This is a genomic window from Aquabacterium sp. (genome assembly GCF_034003525.1).
Lineage (GTDB): Bacteria > Pseudomonadota > Gammaproteobacteria > Burkholderiales > Burkholderiaceae_C > Aquabacterium.
Window position 1 is genome coordinate 42367 of record NZ_JAVEYN010000005.1, and the last position, 18569, is coordinate 60935.

Annotated in this window: 14 protein-coding genes; 1 reads left to right on the top strand and 13 read right to left on the bottom strand. The window is 65.6% G+C overall.

Annotated elements, in window-relative coordinates:
- Positions 1 to 91: 91 nt before the first annotated feature.
- The 11 genes from RBT42_RS04590 to RBT42_RS04640 all read right to left on the bottom strand — a co-directional run bounded on the left by RBT42_RS04590 (position 92) and on the right by RBT42_RS04640 (position 9139).
- Positions 92 to 460: a response regulator gene (locus tag RBT42_RS04590; RefSeq protein WP_320362691.1), complete on the bottom strand. Its 369-nt coding sequence runs from the start codon at positions 458 to 460 to the stop codon at positions 92 to 94.
- Positions 461 to 487: 27 nt separating this feature from the next.
- Positions 488 to 1456 carry a chemotaxis protein CheX gene (locus tag RBT42_RS04595; RefSeq protein ID WP_320362692.1) on the bottom strand — a complete coding sequence of 323 codons (969 nt, stop codon included), beginning with the start codon at positions 1454 to 1456 and terminating at the stop codon, positions 488 to 490.
- Between the two features lie 26 nt (positions 1457 to 1482).
- On the bottom strand, positions 1483 to 2037 hold the full coding sequence (locus RBT42_RS04600) for a hypothetical protein (protein WP_320362693.1): 555 nt from the start codon (positions 2035 to 2037) through the stop codon (positions 1483 to 1485).
- A gap of 5 nt (positions 2038 to 2042) precedes the next feature.
- A complete protein-coding gene (locus RBT42_RS04605) occupies positions 2043 to 2771 on the bottom strand; it encodes a methyl-accepting chemotaxis protein (protein WP_320362694.1) in 729 nt (242 codons plus the stop codon).
- A gap of 311 nt (positions 2772 to 3082) precedes the next feature.
- Positions 3083 to 4309: a fatty acid desaturase gene (locus tag RBT42_RS04610; protein WP_320362695.1), complete on the bottom strand. Its 1227-nt coding sequence runs from the start codon at positions 4307 to 4309 to the stop codon at positions 3083 to 3085.
- A gap of 194 nt (positions 4310 to 4503) precedes the next feature.
- Complete coding sequence (locus RBT42_RS04615; protein ID WP_320362696.1) at positions 4504 to 5295, bottom strand: lysophospholipid acyltransferase family protein; 792 nt, start codon at positions 5293 to 5295, stop codon at positions 4504 to 4506.
- Positions 5292 to 6632, bottom strand: a complete 1341-nt coding sequence (locus RBT42_RS04620; protein WP_320362697.1) for a dihydroorotase — start codon at positions 6630 to 6632, stop codon at positions 5292 to 5294. The genes RBT42_RS04615 and RBT42_RS04620 overlap by 4 nt, the downstream gene beginning before the upstream one ends.
- Positions 6633 to 6639: 7 nt before the next feature.
- Positions 6640 to 7614: an aspartate carbamoyltransferase catalytic subunit gene (locus tag RBT42_RS04625; protein WP_320362698.1), complete on the bottom strand. Its 975-nt coding sequence runs from the start codon at positions 7612 to 7614 to the stop codon at positions 6640 to 6642.
- Positions 7614 to 8126 carry a bifunctional pyr operon transcriptional regulator/uracil phosphoribosyltransferase PyrR gene (gene pyrR / locus RBT42_RS04630; RefSeq protein WP_320362699.1) on the bottom strand — a complete coding sequence of 171 codons (513 nt, stop codon included), beginning with the start codon at positions 8124 to 8126 and terminating at the stop codon, positions 7614 to 7616. The genes RBT42_RS04625 and pyrR overlap by 1 nt, the downstream gene beginning before the upstream one ends.
- Entirely contained in the window at positions 8127 to 8555 is a 429-nt protein-coding gene (gene ruvX, locus RBT42_RS04635; protein ID WP_320362700.1) for a Holliday junction resolvase RuvX, read from the bottom strand. It lies immediately after the preceding gene.
- Positions 8552 to 9139 carry a YqgE/AlgH family protein gene (locus tag RBT42_RS04640; RefSeq protein ID WP_320362701.1) on the bottom strand — a complete coding sequence of 196 codons (588 nt, stop codon included), beginning with the start codon at positions 9137 to 9139 and terminating at the stop codon, positions 8552 to 8554. The genes ruvX and RBT42_RS04640 overlap by 4 nt, the downstream gene beginning before the upstream one ends.
- Positions 9140 to 9196: 57 nt before the next feature.
- On the opposite strand from RBT42_RS04640, the gene RBT42_RS04645 reads away from it, so the two are divergent.
- Positions 9197 to 10738 (top strand): deoxyribodipyrimidine photo-lyase, encoded by a 1542-nt coding sequence (locus RBT42_RS04645; RefSeq protein ID WP_320362702.1) that lies wholly within the window; start codon positions 9197 to 9199, stop codon positions 10736 to 10738.
- Between the two features lie 15 nt (positions 10739 to 10753).
- On the opposite strand, the gene RBT42_RS04650 is transcribed toward RBT42_RS04645, so the two are convergent.
- Both RBT42_RS04650 and RBT42_RS04655 read right to left on the bottom strand, forming a co-directional pair.
- Positions 10754 to 11836, bottom strand: a complete 1083-nt coding sequence (locus tag RBT42_RS04650; protein ID WP_320362703.1) for a GGDEF domain-containing protein — start codon at positions 11834 to 11836, stop codon at positions 10754 to 10756.
- A gap of 26 nt (positions 11837 to 11862) precedes the next feature.
- Positions 11863 to 18561: an Hpt domain-containing protein gene (locus RBT42_RS04655; RefSeq protein ID WP_320362704.1), complete on the bottom strand. Its 6699-nt coding sequence runs from the start codon at positions 18559 to 18561 to the stop codon at positions 11863 to 11865.
- Positions 18562 to 18569: the final 8 nt, after the last annotated feature.

The window sequence follows — 18569 nt, forward strand, 5'->3', positions numbered from 1 at the left end:
TCTGATGGAGGGTGGGCGGACAGTTCAGCGACCAGGGTGGCCGCCCCCGCCTGCCTGCTTGCGGCACACGGGCAACAGCCGTTTGACAGCGTCAGGCTTCGGCCAGCTTCTTGAAGGTGGCGATCACGGCTTCGCCCTTGAAGGGTTTGACGATCCAGCCCTTGATGCCGGCCGCCTTGCCTCGCTCTTTCATGATGGGCGTGTTCTCGGTGGTCAGCATGATGATGTTGACCGCGCTGTTGCGCAGTTCGCCCCGGATCTTCTCGGCCATGGTCAAGCCGTCCATATTGGGCATGTTGACGTCGCTGACCACCAGCTTGATGCGGGCGTCGGCCTTGAGCTTGTCCAGCCCATCCCGGCCGTCGACGGCCGTGACCACGTCCAGGCCATTCTTCTTCAGGAAATCGCCCACCTCATTGCGGACGGTTGCAGAGTCATCAACGACGAGTACTTGTGCCATGGTGGTTCACCTCTTGAGAAAGTGGAATCAGAAAAGTTCGAGTTCGCCGGACTCGAACAGGTTGTCGGTGAGCACTTCGTTCTCTTTGAACTTTTCGGGCGCCCAGCTGAGGTTGAAAACAAAGCGTTGGTAGATGACGAGCGGTGCCACCTTGCCGTAGGGATCGAGCACGGTGTAGCGCAGGCACAGTTGCGGATCTTCCGAGCCGAAGGAGATGTAGCGGTGCTGGTGGTTGACGATGAGCGGCACCTGCGACTGCCGCCAATCGACCGGTTCATCGGAGATGAAGCGGTTCTTGAAAGCGCCCCAGATCAAGTTGGTGACTTCGCCCATCACGTGGTTGATGTCGCGGAAGCTCGCGGGGTCGCGCTTGATGTGGGTGCGCCCGTTCTCCACATAGGTCAGCAGGGGTGCTTCCTCGGTCTGGAACATCATGTAGCCGCGGCACCAGTTGCTCTCCAGCGGGATGAGGGTGAACAGCTCGCCGTAGATGAGGCGGTCGCGCACCATGTAGGGGGCCTCGGTGCGCACCTCGACGTCCTTGAACTGGTTCTCGAGCGTGGACTTGGTGATCTCGCTGATGCCTCGCACCAGCGCGTTCGGGAACTGGAAGCTGAAGATGCTCTTGGCGATCATCGGCCCCAGCTCGTCGATCGTGGCGATGGTGTAGGCCGCCGTGAAGACGCTGCGGTAGAGATCGGGCAGGTCGTCCAGGTGCGACTGGGTTTCGCGCCTCAGGAAGATGGGCAGCTCGGGCCGGATGGCGTGGATGGCGCGCGCCAGCTCCAGGGCGTTGCCGCCCTCGCCCAGGTAGGTCTCCTGCAGGAAGATGGCCCCGAGATCGACATTGGACTTGAGCACCGAGAGCGCCGCCCCGGCCTGAGGCTTCACCGGGATCAGATGGTGAGCCTCGCAAAAAGCCTTGATGTGACCGCGCACCTCGACCTCGTCGTTGAGCACCAGCACCTTGCTGACCAGTTGGGCGGTTTCCTGCATGAAGTTGATCTCGGGCTATGGGAGGTTCAGAACAGTTCCAGCTCGCCGTGGCTTTCTTCGACCACGGTGGTGTCCACCTGGAAATCGATGTCGGCGAAATCGCAGACGCACAGACTGGCGTGGAAGGTGACACCGTCGTTGACGACGACCCGGAAATGCCGGATGAAGCTGGCATCGAGCTCATCGAGGTAATCGATGCACTGGCGCTCGAGCACGTTCGGGGTCGACATGCCCAGGTAGGGAAAGTGGTGAGACAGGTCGCGGTTGATCGCCCCGCAGAAGATGTTGCCGACCTCGCCGATCACGTCGAGGTAGTCGGCCTCGACCATGCTTTCGGCCGGCGCACGGTGGATGGCCGCCAGATGGCTGCGGGTGGCGGCATCGAGCGTGAAAGAGATCATCGTGATCGCACGAAACAGGTAGGACGACACGGTGAGGAGCACCATGCGCTCTTCCTTGATCTCGCCGTGGTCGTCGAGCGCTGTGACGTCCACGCGGTCATCGGGCGACGACACCACCGCCGCCTTGAGCGCGTTGGTGACGAAGAACTCGAAGCCGTCCTTGGCTTGCTGACTGATCATGGCGCTCAGACGGCTTCCGCAGCCAGCAGGTTGCGGGTCTGGTTGTTGATGACCTGCAGCTCCGTCACGGCCCCGATGATCATCTTGCCGCCCGCCTGCAGGTCCTGGAAGGTGGTGGTGGTGATGAGGTCGTTCTTGTGCAGGTTGTTGCTGTAGTCCTTGGACAGCGCCTCGGCCCGGTTGGCGAGGCTGCGCACCTCGTTGGCCACCACGGCAAAGCCCTTGCCCATTTCGCCGGCGCGCGCCGCCTCGATGGAGGCATTGAGCGCAACGATGATCACCTGGCGCACGATGGAGGCGAATTCGTCATTGCGGTCGTGCATCTCGCGGTTGTGGGAGATGAGCACATTCATGTCCGCGTGCCAGCGCTCGAAGGTTTTGATCAGGCCCATGAGCTTGTCGATGGCCGCGGCCAGCTGATGGCAGGTCTGCAAGGCTTGCTCACGCGAAAGCGCCGCGCCGTTTTGCACCTGATGCAACTGCTCCTCCAGGCCGGCGCGAAGTTGGGTCAGCTGCTGGGCCGCGTCGGCATCCTGCTGCTGCGTAGCTTGCACCTGCGCCTGCAGTTGGGCCTGTAGTGCATCCACGCGGACTTGCCAGTCCTGTTGCAGTGCCTGCACCTCGGACTGCGGCACCAACACGCCACGGGCGGCCCACGCACGCCGCTGGTACCACCAGGTCACGCCCACACCGAGGACGCAACCCACGACACCGATCCCCAAATCAAGCCACATGTTCGAACCCTTGCCATCACTGAAAGCGCGCGACTGCGATGACACAGCCCGCGTCTGCCTCGTGCTCACCTTTCACCTGACAACAGGTTCATGGCTTTGACTGACAGAACGGCTTCAGGTTACAGGACAGGGCGGCCACCCCCACTTGGGGGAAATCGGCAATCTCGATCCGAAAACAACAAGCAACGCGCCAAAGTTCACGTTACAGGATGTATCGGACGCGAAAAAGTTCAGGGCTTGCCCTGAGTCCGGCCGCAAAAACGAAAAAGCCCCGCGAATGCGGGGCTCGATGGTGGGCAAATGTCCCAGACTCAGGCGTGGGCTGCACGTAGCTTGCGCGAGAACTCCTGCAGGGCGGCGATGCCGCTGCTTTCTGCACGGTGACACCACTCTTGCAGATCGTGCACCAGTTGCTCGGCCGAGACGTTCGTGCGGGTCCACAGGGCACGCAGCTCTTCACGCATGGCAATCAGCTTGTCGAGCTGAGGCAGGTTGGCGAGGGCTTGCTGCACCTCGGTTGCCATGCCGGTGGGCATCTGCGCTTCGTCGCGGTGCACCCAGCGGCGCACGCGCTTGAGCTGTGCGGCGGCGGCGCCCTGCCCGCTGGCCTTCAGGCGCGTCACTTCGCTGGCACAGGCGCGGCGCACTTCACGCGCATAACCTGCCATCAGCTCGTAGCGATTGGCCACAATGGCCTCCAGGGTCTGCGCATCGGCCACGGGTTTGACGTCACCCAGCGTCAAGCGAGGGGGCGTTTTGCGAACCTTGGCCAGGCCCATCATCTCCAGCGCGCGGATGTAGCCCCAGGCGATGTCGAATTCATAAGGCTTGACCGACAGCTTGGCCGAGGTCGGGTAGGTGTGATGGTTGTTATGCAGCTCTTCGCCACCGATGATGATGCCCCAGGGCGAGATGTTGGTGGAGGCATCGGGCGCTTCAAAGTTGCGATAGCCCCACCAGTGACCCAGGCCATTGATGATGCCGGCCGCCGTGATGGGAATCCACGCCATCTGGACCGCCCAGACCGTGATGCCGATGACCCCGAACAAGGCCAGGTTGATCAGCAGCATGACGATGGGACCCCAGTTGTTGCGCGGGGTGTAGAGATGACGCTCGAGCCAGTCGTCGGGGGTGCCGTGGCCAAACTTCTTGAGCGTTTCGGCCTTCAGGGCCTCGTCGCGGTAGAGCTCGCGACCTTGCAGCAGCACGGTCTTGATGCCGTGCGTGACCGGGCTGTGCGGGTCTTCGGCGGTTTCGCACTTGGCGTGGTGCTTGCGATGCACGGCCACCCACTGCTTGGTGACGGTGCTGGTGGTCAGCCACAGCCAGAAGCGGAAGAAATGCGAAGGGATCGCGTGCAACTCCAGCGCGCGGTGCGCCTGGGATCGGTGCAGGAAGATGGTCGTGGACGCGATGGTGATGTGCGTCACGATAAGGGTGAAGGCCAGGATCTGCCAGCCACTGGCATCCGTCCAGCCGTTGATTGCCCACTGCACGATGCTGTCGTGCAGCGAAGCCAAAAACCCGAAATCAAACATTCAATAGTACCTTTCAAGGACCGGAGATTGTAGAGTCCTCCGTGCAAGCGCGTTTAACCCAGGACAAGAAACGCCAGACTCGCTGGTTCAATGTAGCGACGTGCGGCCGCCGCCGCTACCCGACAACGGGGTGGCGGACACAAATCCGCACGAAATGTCCGAATATCATTGGCCGGGAGGCCGTCCCGTCGTGCTCAGGGGGCCACCGCCGCCCCGACCTGTTCTTGCAAGCGCGCCGCCAGCGCCCGGCGATCGGCATGGGCGGTCGCCAACAGCGGCAAAACGTGCACATGCACGACCAGCCCCCGCGCCGAGACCACCGACCACAGGGACTGCAACAGGCTGGTGTCGCCGACGTAAGCGGCCAGCGGGCTGACCGCGTGCACCGTGTCGGCGTACCGCAAGGCCACGGGCTGCACCGGTACGGCCGCGTCGATCGCCGACTGCAGGAGATTGGGGTGAAAGTGCAGCACCCCGTGGCCCGTGCCCGTGGTGCCTTCGGGAAAGACCGCCAACGTGTGCCCCTCGCGCAGGCCCTTGGTCATCAAACCCAGCACGCGCATGGCATCGCGCCGGCGTTCTCGCGCAAGGTAGAGCGTGCCGGCCTGGGTGACCATGCGCCCGACGACGGGCCAGTCCGCCACCTCGGCCTTGGAGACAAAGCGCGACGGCACCACGGCGTTGAGGGCCACGATGTCCAGCCAGGACACGTGGTTGGACACCACCAGCTTGGCGCCGGGGCGGGCTTGCCCCTGCACGACCAGCTCGATCCCGAGCATGCGCAGCAGTTGCCCCGACCAGCGCACACACTCGGCATCCCGGCCACGCTCGTCCAGCCGCGGCCACACCCGCCAGGATCGGAGGTAGCCATGCAGCACATGTACGATCACCCGGCTCAGGCGCCACACCACGCGCGGGATGGCCAGCAGGGAGCCGGCACGCCAGAAGCGCGGCGTCAGCGCCGACTCTGGGGACACCAGGCTCATGCCTCGGCGCGATCCTGGGCGTCGTGGGCCACCTGCCCTGCCACCAGGGTCAGTCGCACACGGCCAGCCAGCTCGAAACCGGTGGCTTCGAAGGCAAACGGGGTGTGCTTGCCCTGGCTCACCAAGGCAGACGGCTGCACCTGCCAGCGCGCGGCCGGGTCGAACATCACGATGTCGGCCACCCCTCCGGCGACCAGACGGCCCGCACTGTGGGTCAGGGAGCCCAGCGCATCGCCCAGCACTTTGACGGGGCCTTGTGTGACCACCGACAGGGCCTGACGCAATTTGTCGGCCGCAGGCTGGTCCTGCTGATCGGCGCCCGACCACTTCATGGCCAGGCTCAGCAGCAGTTCCACGCCGGTGGCACCGGGAGTCGCCTCCCCGAAGGGCAGCATCTTCTCGTCCTCGCTGACCGGGTTGTGGTCGGACACCAGCGCGTCGAGTGTGCCGTCGGCCAAGCCGGCGCGCAGGGCGTCGCGGTCACGGCCCTGGCGCAGCGGCGGGGTCACGCGCATCGACGAGTTGAAGTAGCCGATGTCGACGTCGGTCAGCATCAGCGAGTTGATGCTGACGTCGGCCGTGATAGGCAGGCCCTGGGCCTTGGCCTGACGCACCAGCTCGACGCCGGCGGCGCTGGAGATGCGGCACAGATGCACGCGCGCGCCCGTGACCTTGACCAGCTCGACGATGGTGTGGATGGCGATGGTCTCGGCACTCACGGGCACGCCCGACAGGCCCAGACGGGTGGCGACCGCCCCACTGGCCGCCACGCCCTTGCCCAACCACGGGTCGAGCGGGCGCAGCCACACGGTGTAGCCAAAGGTGGAGGCGTACTGCATGGCACGCTGCAGCACCTGGGTGTCCTTGATCGGCGACTCGGCCTGCGAGTAGCCCACGCAGCCGGCCTCGTGCAGTTCGGCCATCTCGGTCAGGTTCTCGCCCTTCAGACCGCGGGTCAAGGCGCCCAGCGGGAACAGGCGGCAGCGGCTCAGCTTGCGCGCGCGCAGCTTGAGCATCTCGACCAGACCGGGCTCGTCCAGCGCCGGGTCGGTGTCGGGCAGGCAGACCACGCTGGTCACGCCACCCGCAGCGGCGGCGGCCAGTTCGGACTCGAGCATGCCTTCGTGCTCGTGGCCGGGCTCGCGCAAGCGCACGGCCAGGTCCACCAGGCCAGGGGCCACGATGAGGCCGGTGGCGTCGATGACGCGGTCGGGCTCGAAATCGGCGCTGACGTTGCCGAGTGCCGTGATGCGGCTGGCCGTGATGGCCAGGTCACCGACCTGGTCGAGGCCGGAAGCAGGGTCGACCAGTCGGCCGTTCTTGATCAGGATCTTCATGATGGGATCAGGCCTCGTTACCAGCCAGAATGGACATCACGGCCATGCGCACGGCGATGCCGAACGTGACCTGGGGCAGGATGACGCTTTGCTTGCCGTCGGCCACCGCGGAGTCGATTTCCACACCACGGTTGATGGGGCCCGGGTGCATCACGATGGCGTCGGGCTTGGCCAGCGCCAGCTTGGACTCGGTCAGGCCGAACTCCTTGAAGAACTCGCCCGCGCTGGGCAGCATCCCGCCGTTCATGCGCTCGTTTTGCAGGCGCAGCATGATGACCACGTCGGCATCCTTGATGCCTTCGGCCATGTCGTGGCACACGCGCACGCCCATCTCGCGCAGGTCACCCGGCACCAGGGTGCGGGGGCCCACCACACGCACTTCGGGCACGCCCAAGGTGGTCAGCGCGTGGATGTTGGAGCGGGCCACGCGTGAGTGCACGATGTCGCCCACGATGGCCACAGTCAGGTTGGTGAAGTCTTTCTTGTAGTGCCGGATCGTGTACATGTCCAGCAGCGCCTGCGTCGGGTGCGCATGGCGGCCGTCACCGGCGTTGACCACGTGCACATGCGGCGCCACGTGCTGGGCGATCAGATATGGCGCGCCCGATTCGGAGTGGCGCACCACGAACATGTCGGCGCTCATGGCGGACAGGTTGGCGATGGTGTCGAGCAGGCTTTCGCCCTTGGATGCCGACGAGCGCGCGATGTCGAGGTTGATCACGTCGGCGCTCAGGCGCTTGGCCGCGATCTCGAAGGTGGTGCGGGTGCGGGTGCTGTTCTCGAAGAACAGGTTGAACACGCTCTTGCCGCGCAGCAAGGGCACCTTCTTGACCTCGCGGTCGTTGACGCTCAGGAACTGCTCGGCCGTGTCCAGGATCTGGTGGATGATGGCTTTGGGCAGTCCTTCGGTGGACAGCAGGTGGATCAGCTCCCCGTGGCTGTTGAGCTGCGGGTTGCGCTGGGGTTTCCGGATGGCGGTCATCAAACCCTCTCGAAATGGAATTGGAAGCGGCCGTCGTCGGCGCGGACCAATGCCACACGCTCTTCAGACGGCAGGGTGATACGGGCAGCCGACAGGGCCGGCTCGAAAGGCAGTTGGCGTCCGCCACGGTCCACCAGCACGGCCAGCGTGACACTGGCCGGACGGCCGAAATCGAACAACTCGTTGAGCACGGCGCGGGTGGTACGACCGGTGTAGATCACGTCGTCGATCAGCAGGATGTGGGCGCCATCGACCTCGAAGGGCAGGTGCGTGGCATCCTTGGACGAGACCATGCCGCGCGAACCAAAGTCATCGCGGTGCAAGGCCGACGAGATCACGCCGTGCGGGGTCTTCAAACCCAGGTCGGCATTCAGACGCTCGGCCAGCCAGGCGCCGCCCGACCAAACCCCGACCAGCACGGTCTCGGGGGTCACGATGCGGCGCACGCCTTGCAGCAAGTTGGCATACAGGGCCTCGGCGTCGAGGTGCAGGGTATGGGGCGAAGTGCTCACTCAGGCCTCTTTCCGGATGTCATCCCCAGGATGATCGTTGAAGTACTGTTGCAGCAAGATGGCAGCCGAGGCGGCGTCCAGGTCCTGGGCGCCAAAGCCCTGGGCTTCGGTGGTCGAGTAGCGCTCGTCCACCTCGTGCACCGGCAGGTGAAACCGCCCGCGCAACTGGCCGCCGAACTTGCGGGCGCGCAGCGTGTTCTCGTGCTCGGCCCCATCGGGGTGAAAGGGCACGCCAATGACCAGCGCATCGGGGCGCCATTCGTCGATCAGCTTGCCGATCTGGGCAAACCGCTCGGCCCCTTCGGCGGCGATCGTGCGCAGCGGCTGGGCCTGGCGCGTCAGGCTGTTGCCCGTCGCCACACCCACTCGCTTGAGGCCGTAATCGAAGGCCAGAAAATGCCGGATCGCCGAGGCAGGCTGGGCGCTCATGCGTGACCGGCCTCACCCATCAGGAAGCTGCGGTCGATGCCCAGCAGGGACAGGGCCTTGTCGTAGCGCTGCTCCACCGGGGTGTCGAAGATGATCTGCGGGTCGGCATCGACGTTGAGCCAGCCATTGCGCGAGATTTCCTCTTCAAGCTGACCCGCCGTCCAGCCGGAATAGCCCAGCGTGATGAACACCTTGCGCGGCCCGGCGCCGTTGGAGAGCGCCTCCAGCACGTCGCGCGAGGTCGTCATCTCCAGTCCGCCTTCGATTTTCAAGGTGGAGTTGTAGTGTCCGCCCTCGTCGTCCAGGCGCTCGTGCAGAACGAAACCGCGCTCGGTCTGCACCGGCCCGCCCAGGTAGACCGGGCGCTCGGCCAAGTCGCTGCGCTCCAGCGACAGGTCCACCTTTTCGAACAGGTGCTTCAAATTGATGTCAATGGGTCGATTGATGACCAGTCCCAGGGCCCCCTTGTCGTTGTGCTCGCACATATAGACCACAGTCCCGGCAAAATTGCCGTCCACCATGCCGGGCATGGCGATGAGAAACTGATTGGTCAGGTTGATGGGGGAAGATGCGCTTGGGGACATGCGCCGATTTTAGACGCCCACGCTGATCCGTACCGACTATCTGTGAATTAGACGACCATGAGCGAAACGAATGCCTCGGCCCTGGTGTGGTTCCGCCGCGACCTGCGCTGCACCGACCACGCGGCCCTGTTTCACGCGTTGAAAAGTGCTCGCCGGGTCTGGTGCGCCTTCGTGCTTGACAGCGACATCCTGGAGCCCCTGCCCCGCCAGGATCGCCGCGTCGCCTTCATCCGCGACAGCCTGGTCGAGCTGGACCAGGGCCTGCGCGAACTGGCCTTGGCCGCGGGCGCGCCCCAGCCCGAGCGTGTGGGCTTGATCGTGCGCTATGGCTCGGCCCGCTCGGCGATCCCGCAACTGGCCGGCGAGCTGGGCGTGCAATCGGTGTACGCAAGCCACGACGACGAACCGGACGCGCAAGACCGCGACGCCCAGGTGCGTGGGCGCTTGAGCAACCTGGGCGTGGCGCTCTACACGGTCAAGGACCACGTGATTTTCGAGCGCAACGAGGTGCTCACCGGCAACGACACGCCTTATGGCGTCTTCACCCCGTACAAGAACGCCTGGCTCAAGAAGCTGGAGCCCTTCTACGTCAAGCCCTATCCGATCACGCCCTACGCGAATCACCTGGCGCCCGTGCCTCAGGCGGTGGACGCGATGGGCGCGGACCACATCCCCACGCTGGCCGACATCGGCTTTGAAGAGGTCGGTCCGCTGAAAATGGCCCCGGGCATGTCCGGTGCACAGGCTTTGCTGGACGACTTTCTGCACCGCATCGACCGCTACGACAGCACCCGCGACTTCCCAGGCCTCAAGGGCCCGAGCTACCTCTCCACCCACCTGCGCTTTGGCACGGTCTCGATCCGGCATCTGGTCGACCTGGCCTGGCAGCGCGCCCAGGCCGGCTCGGCGGGCGCCCAGGTCTGGCTGTCGGAGCTGATCTGGCGCGACTTCTATCACCAGATCCTGTTCCACCACCCGCATGTGGTGGGCGGCGCCTACAAGCGCGAGTACGACCGCATCAAGTGGGCCCACGGTGCGAAGGCCAACGCCCACTTCCTCGCCTGGTGTGAGGGCCGTACCGGCTTCCCTTTGGTCGATGCCGCCATGCGCCAACTCAACCAGACCGGCTACATGCACAACCGCCTACGCATGGTGGTGGCCAGCTTCCTGATCAAGGACCTGGGCATCGACTGGCGGCGCGGCGAAGCCTACTTCGCCGAGAAACTGCTCGATTTCGACTTGGCGGCCAACAACGGCGGCTGGCAGTGGGCGGCCTCCAGCGGCTGCGATGCTCAGCCCTGGTTCCGCATCTTCAACCCCGTCACCCAAAGCGAGAAGTTCGACCCACAAGGCAAGTTCATCCGCCGCTACGTGCCAGAACTGGCCACGCTGCCCGACAAGGCCCTGCATGCGCCCTGGCTGGCCCGCCCGGCCGATTTGGCCAGTGCAGACGATGTGGTGCTGGGGCGCGACTACCCGATGCCCATCGTGCAGCACGATGAAGCCCGCACCGAAACCCTGGCGCGCTATGCGGTGGTGAGTGAGAACAAGGTCAAGGACAGCGCGGCACCCCGAGGGCGCGCGCGCCGGGCTGGCTGAAGCGCCGCAGCGCCGTCAGAACAACTCGACGTCGCCCACGTGGGCGGCTTCGGTCTTGAGCACGCCGTCGCGTACCAGGGCCTCGTAGCACAGGACCTGGTTGCGCCCCTGGTGCTTGGCCTGGTAGACCCCTTGGTCGGCGCGCGAAAATGCCACGCTCGGGGTGTCGTTGTGCATCACCTCGGTGAAGCCCAGGCTGATCGTGACCTTGTTGACTTGCGGGAACACATAGCTTTCCACATTGCGGCGGAAGCGCTCGAAGGCCAGCTGGGCATCCTCTTCGGTACCGCCACGCAAGAGCACGACGAACTCTTCGCCACCGAAGCGGTACAGCCGGTCGTAGTGGCGGAAGGACTGGCGCATGATGCGCGCCACCAGCACCAGCACCTCGTCACCGATCAGGTGGCCGAACCGGTCATTGACCAGCTTGAACAGGTCGATGTCGACCACCCCCAGCCAATAGCCGGTGGCGGGCGACGTGCGCCGCTCGCCGTTGAGCCCCGGATCAGGCTGCGACGGCATGGACGCCTTGAGGAAAGTCCCGTCGAAGGTCTGGCGGTTGAGCAAGCCCGTGAGCGAGTCACGCTGGCTCGACTCCAGCAAATTCTGGAAATTGGCAAACACCTTGAGCAGGGTCTGGATCGGCCGGAGCGACTCCATCGCCAAGGGCTTGTCGGACATGACCTCGAGCACACCAGGCAAGCCCAGCTCGACCATCAAGGGCAACACGGTGACAAAGCGCTGGGCCGGGTCGACCAGGCTGGCCGTCGGCAACTCAGCCTGCTCCAGCAGACGGGAGTCGAGCACCAATTGCCGCAGAGGAAAGGCCGAGACGACCGGCAGCGACTCGAAGTCCACCCAGGGCGGGTCACTGACCGTCAAGGCCCCGCGCTGGGCCAGGCCACAGCACAACCAGCGCTGCGCCCCGTCATCGGGTCCCACCAAACGGTAGACCCCCACACGGGAGGCGGGCAGCAACTCCAGCACCCCCTGCGCCAGAGAGACGTCGAGCATCTCCCTGTCCCGCTGCGCGGTCAGCGCAGCGAGGTGAGAGATGTGGTCACCCACCAGGGCTGACGGTTCGGCGTCGTGTTCCATGCTGGATGAAGAGCTTAGCAGAGATGTCAGGCGTGGACATTTTCTGGATGCACCGCGTAACGTGCCACCAGCTCGAGCAACTCCTCTTCACCGTAAGGCTTGCCGAGGTAGTGGTTCACGCCCAGTTCTTCGGCGTAATCGCGGTGCTTCTGCGCGATGCGCGAGGTGATCATGATGACTGGCATGTCAACCATCTTCTCATCGGCGCGGATGTTGCGCACCAAGTCAAAGCCATCCATCCGCGGCATTTCAATGTCGGACAGCACCACGGCCGGACGCTCTTGCGCCAGGGCTTCCAGCGCTTCCAGACCGTCCTTGGCCAGGGTCACGCGGTAGCCTTCGCGCACCAGCAGACGCTGGGTCACACGGCGCACGGTGAGCGAGTCGTCGACCACCAGCACCAGCGGCGCCAGGGCTTCGTCGGGCACCTCGTCGGCCGCCGCCGTCGGGGCTTCCGACTGCAGCCAACCTTCGCTGGCGGCACTGTCGGCGGCCAGGGCGTGGGTGGTCAAGGCCTGCGCGTGCGTGCCATAGACCGTCGCGAGTGCCACGGGGTTGTAGATCAGGGACACGGCACCCGAGGCCAGCAAGGTCATGCCTGCCAGGCCCGGCATGCGCGACATCTGCACCCCGAGGTTCTTCACCACCACTTCCTGGTTGCCCAGCACTTCGTCCACGTGCAGCGCGACACGCTGTTGGGCCGAGCGGATGATCACCAGCGGCAGCGTGCGTCCGCCTTCATGGCTGCGCGGGCTGAAGTCCAGCAGGGCACCGAGCCAGTAGAACGGCAGCACATGGTCCCCAAAGACATAACTGCCCTGTTGGTAGGCGTGTGCCACCTCTTCGGGCTTGGCGCGACGCACCAGCTCGATCAGGTGGGTCGGCACCGCCACGGTGTGCGAGCCGCAACGCAGCATCACCACCTGGGTGACCGCCGTGGTCAGCGGCACAACCAGCTTGAAGCTGGTGCCGCGCCCGACACTGGTCGCGGTTTCGATGCGACCGCCCATGGCGTTGATCTCGGAGCGGACCACGTCCATGCCGATGCCGCGACCGGCCAGCTCGGTGACCTTCTCGAAAGTCGAGAAGCCGGGCATGAAGATGAACTGCGCCAGCTCGGCGTCGCTGACCTCGTGGCCGTCCTGCAGCAAGCCCATGGCCACCGCACGCTGGCGGATCACGGGCAGGTTCAGGCCCGCACCGTCATCACGGAACTCGATGGCGACTTCGTTGCCTTCCTGACGCAGGGACACGGTCACCAGACCGGACGGCTCCTTGCCTGCCGCCACGCGCACGTCCGGCATCTCGATGCCGTGCGAAATGCAGTTGCGCAGCAGGTGCTCGAAGGCACCGGTCATGCGCTCCAGCACGCCACGGTCAACTTCGGTGGCGCCACCGACGATGTCCAGGCGCACCTGCTTGCCGGTCTCCTTGGCAGCCTGACGCACCACACGGTACAGGCGGTCGGACAAGCCCTCGAACTCCACCATGCGGGTGCGCAGCAGGTCGTCCTGCAGGTCACGGGTCAAGCGGGCCTGCACCGCCAGCTGATCTTCTGCCGTTTCCAGGTTGCGCTGCAAGGTGCGCTGCACGGTGGCCACGTCGTTGACCGACTCGGCCATCATGCGGGTCAGTTCCTGGAAGCGGGTGTAACGGTCGAACTCCAGCGGGTCGAACTCCTGGCCGCCCGCACGGGCCGCCTCCATCCGGGTCGACATCTGGGTGTCGGCCTGCAGCTCGATGTCACGCAGTTGCAGACGCAAGCGCTCCAGGTTGTCCGTGAGGTCGTTGAGCGAGTTGCGGATCTGCCCCACCTGCGAGGACAGACGGGTGCGGGTGATGGACACCTCGCCCGCATGGTTGACCAGGCGGTCCAGCAACTGAGGCCGCACACGCACCGCGGCCTGAGAGGCGCTCTGCTGAGCCTCGCGCACGATGCGCTGCGAGCCTTGCCAGGCCTTGCCTTCCAGCACGGTCCAGTCGACCGGGGTCAGCTTGAGCTCGGCCACTTCGCGCACGCTGACGCGGCGCGGCGCCACCTCGGCGGCAGCGTCGTCCGTGCTCACGGACGGGCCTTCGACATCGGGCACGCTGTCGAGCGCTGGTGCAGGCCACGCGTCCTGCATCGCAGCTGGATCGACATCGACCGCACCATCCAGCACGGGCTCGTCCTCGGTGAGTTCGGCTTCGGCGGACTGAACCGCCTGCGCCACCTGCGCCTCGTAGGCCTGGGCATCTTGCTGACGCAGGGCCTCAAAAACCTCCATCAGACGGTCAACGCGGGCTTCCAGCGGGGCCACATCGTCATGGGTCACGGACTCGGCCGCGACCAGGTGCTCGATGGTACTTTCCAGGCGGTGCGCCAACTCACCCAGGCGCATGGCCCCCGCCAAGCGGGCGCCACCCTTGAAGGTGTGCAGCGTGCGCATGCAGGCTGTGCCCGCTGCGGCGTTATCGGGCGCATCGAGCCAGTCGCGGACCTGACCACCCAGCTGGGGCAGCAACTCCAGAGCCTCTTCCTCGAAGATCGGGAACAGGTCCACATCCACGCTGTCGACCGCGTCAATCTCTTCCTCGGCATCCCAGCTGATGGCCGCGCCACGGGCCGCGGCCGGCGCCGTCGACGCAGGCAGCTCATCGAGTGTCTTGAACTCGGCGACGCCCAACTGGGCCGTGTCCTGCACCACGCTCAGATCGATGTCGGCGCCGAAGTCTTCGGCGGCCGGCGCCGGCTCTTCGGTGCGCACCAGTCGCAGGTGAGAGCGCTCGGCCAGGTCGGGCTCGGCCTCTTCCTGACCGGCGACCAGGCTGCGCGCCTCAAAGCGGCGTGAGGCTTCGTGCTCGTAGTCTTCCAAGCGCGCCATCAGCTCGTCCGATGGCGACTTGAGGAAACCGGCAGCGAACTGATGCAGGAGGCGACGCACTTCTTCAGCCGCCTCGTTGAACAAGGTCGCGGCCTCGTCGTCCCCGGCGCCCAGCGCCTGGGAGCGCATCAGGGCGTGCTCCAGCAAGCGGGCCAACTTCGACAAGTCGGTGTAACCCACTGCGCCCGAGTTGCCAGCCAGCGAGTGCGCCAAGGCGATCGCTTCGTCGCTGACGGGGTGCTGGACTTCCAACGCCCATTCGTTCAAGGCTGTGGTCAGGCGACGCGACTGCTCGTCGGCTTCATTGAGGTAGATGTTGAACAGCGGGATGCCGATGCGCAGATCGCCCACCACCTTGAACTGCTCGTCGGCAGACACAGCGGCTTCGGTCTCGGCTTCGGCCACCTCTTCCGTGATGGGCTCGACGGTGGGTACGGTGGTGGATGCCGTGGTGTGTTCTGGCTCAGACTCGACTTCGACTTGGGCAGATGCTTCCGTCAGCTCGGGCAGGTCGATGGCTTCGCCCACCACGTCGAGCGGCAGTTCCAGCAACATGTCGTCATCCGGCAAGACCGATGCGGGCGTCTCTGCCACCACCGACTCCGGCACCAGATCAGGCAGCGCCGGCTCGTCCGGCACCACCAGCGTCTCGTCCTCCAGCACCAGATCAGGCAAGGCCTCGACCTCAATCTGCGTCTCGTCGGAGGCGGCCAGGGACAGCTCGTCGGCCGCCTCGGCCAGATCGCCAGCCGGTGTTTCGTACAGCTCACCCGCCACCGTCGGATCATCGTCCTCCAGCTGCACCACGTGCTTGGGCTCAAGGATGTTGACGCTCAGGGGTTGCTCGTCCTCGGCAGCGCTGAGGTCCGGTTCGGCTGCCGATGCGGATGTGGATTCGCTCAGCGACAGGTCCATCGGCATGGACAAAGACGCGGGCTCGATGAGATCGAACGATGCGTCGGTGCTCGGTGTGGACAGGTCCAGTTCGATGCCGAAATCGGCGATGTTCACCGTGGGCAACTCGGACGCGACCAGCGGGGCTTCTGCTTCCGCGGCTTCTGCGGCTTCGGCAGCCTCTGCGGCGCCTTCGGCTTCGGCCACTTCGATGGCTTCGATCACCTCGGGCACTTCCACCACACCGAGATCCTCGGACGACAGATCGAGCTCGAACGGCGCCAGGGCGTCGGGAACGCTCGGAACCTCCGGCTGCAGCGCCACCTCAGGCACCACCACCTCCTGTGCCACCGTTTCAGGCACAGCCGACTCGGTCACGTCGCTCAGGCTGCGACGTTGGCCGTGCAAGCGCAAGGCCTCGGCCACGGCCGTCACCGGCTCGTGGCGCCAGGCCGAGGCCTGACCTTCGGCAATCGCATCGGTCCAGGCCGAGAAATGAGCCAGAACCTCGTTGCTGACGCCCAGCAAATCGCCATTGGCAGGCTCTTGTGTGGCCAGCCAGGCGTTGTAGAGCTGCTCGCACGCCCAGGCGGCTTCGCCATACTGGGTCAGGCCCACCATGCGCGAGCTGCCCTTGAGCGTGTGGAACGCGCGGCGCACCGAGGTCAGCGATTCCAGATCGTCAGGCTGATGCGCCAGATGGTCCAGGCTGGCACGGGCCGTCTCGATCACTTCGCGCGCTTCCTCCAGGAAGATCTCGCGCATTTCATCGTCTTCTTCCAGCCCCGTCTCGGCAGGTGCTGCGGCCGCCACCGGCGCCAACAGCGGTGCCGGGGCCGGTGCCGGTGCCGGAGCCTCGACTTCAGGCTCTTCAGTGCGTGTCAGGTCAGACAGCACATGGGCGATCTGCTCGCGTGCCGCAGCCACCGATGCCTGATCGTCAGAGGACTGGGCGGTGACCAGGGCTGCCTGGGCTGCCGCCAGATTGTCTGCCAGTTCGCGCTGCTCCTGCACATGCCGCATTTCGGCCAGACGGTCCAGCTGATCGGACACCTCGCTCAGGGGCACGTCGCTGCGCTCCAGAGTCTGCGCCACCTCACCGGCAGCCGCCTGCGCCTCTTCCTGCTGCACCTGCTGGACGTGCTGGGCCACGGCCTCGACCGGGTCATCGGTCAGCGGCAAGGCGCGCTTTTCACGGCCCATCACGGGCGAGAGCACACCGGTATCCGGGTCGAGCTTGAACAGCGACTTGGCCAGGTGCGGCTGCACGCCCATCATGTCGATGAGGAAGCCCAAGGCGCCCAGGTTGCTGGCCAGGCGGTCGAACACGCCACGTTGCGCGGCATCGTCCAGATCGGTGCTGTCGAGCAGCAGGTGATCGACGTCATCGCGCATGCGCACGCTGGCTTGCGCCGCCAGATCCAGGCCGAGCACGGCCAACACGCCGCGCATCGACTGCAGGATGGCCGGCACACTGGCCAGCGGTGTGCGATCTTGGGGATCGCGGAAGAACTGATCGATGTGCTTTTCAGCTTCGCTCAGGGTGGTGCGCAACTCATCGACCACGGAGCCGATGGTGTGACGGTCGGACACCCGGCGGTACAGGTCCTCCATCCAGCTCTCCAGGGGCTGGGCGGGCTCACCCCGCCCCACCGCCTGGATGCGTTCGGCCAGGCGGTGCAGACGCGGCTGCTGCTCGGCCTGGTCGAACTCGCCATCCTCAAGGCTGGCCTCCATGTACAGCAGGCTGGTGGCCACCTCCATGGCCAGGCTGGGCTCGGGCGCACTCGCCGTGGCCACCGTCTTTTGCGCGGCGTCGGCCAAGGCCGTCGCCAAGGCATCGCCTTGCGTGAAGAGGCGGCGCAGCGAATCACACACCAGGGCGAACTGCTCGTTCAAGCCCCCCAGGCGCAACAACTCACCACCGGCCACAGCCGACCAGCCATCCTTGGCGCCGGCCACGCGCTTGAGCGCCTGCGTGACCCAGGCCGGGTCAAAACGGCCCAGACTGGACGCCGACAAGTTGACAGGTTGGTGACGTGCCAAGCCAAAGGTCCGGCGCACGCGCGCGAGCACCGAGCGCTCGGAGGCCGGCACCTCGCCCGCCTGGGCGCAGAAGAACAGCAACTCGCTCGCCAGACGGTCGGACGGCACGTCCTGCCCCTTGGTGAGCACGCGCAACTGGCTGAGCAGGGAGGACAGCACCCGCTTGGCATGGACGCTCAGGGGCACATGCTTACCTGCCAGGGCTTCCAGGAAGCCACTGGCCAGCATCCAGGTGGCCGATTCGCGCGAGGCGTGACGCTGCGAGGCGTCGCTCGCCAGCGAGGCGCACAGATCAGCCAGGGCCACGGCATCGTCAGGCTGGTTGCGGCGCATCAGCTTGAGGATGCCCATCTCGAAGTCTTCGACCGTGGCCGCGTCGGGTGAGCGGGGCGCCACGTCTTCCGGAGGCGCCAGCGGCGCTTCCAGCGACAAGGTGGGCCAGTCCTGGCTCCACAGATCGGTGGGCCGGGCCATGCCGCCCCCGACACGGGCCACCAGGGCCTCGTACTGAGGGAACATCGCCATCGCCGAGACCGACTTGCCCGCCAGACGGCGCGCAATGTAGTCGAGCAAGGCAAACGAGGCGCGCTCGATTTCGCGCACCACGTCTTCGTCGATCAGTTGCGGGCGGTTGACCAGCTTCTGGATCACCGCCTCACTGGCCCGCAGCACTGTGGCCCCGGCGGGCAAGCCCGCCAACTCCAGCGCCCCCACCCCTTGGTGGATCTGCTGCCGAGCTGTTCGCAAGACCGCCGGGTCCAGCGAGTCCATGTCGGACAGACCCACGGCGGTGGCGTCCTTCAGGCAACGATGCAGGGCCTTGTGCGCGGTGTCGAGCGACTTGCGCAACTCCTCATGCACCCAAGCCAGGGCACTGAGGTCATCCGAAGGCAGGGAGACGTCTTGTTGCAGGCTGTCCATGAATCATC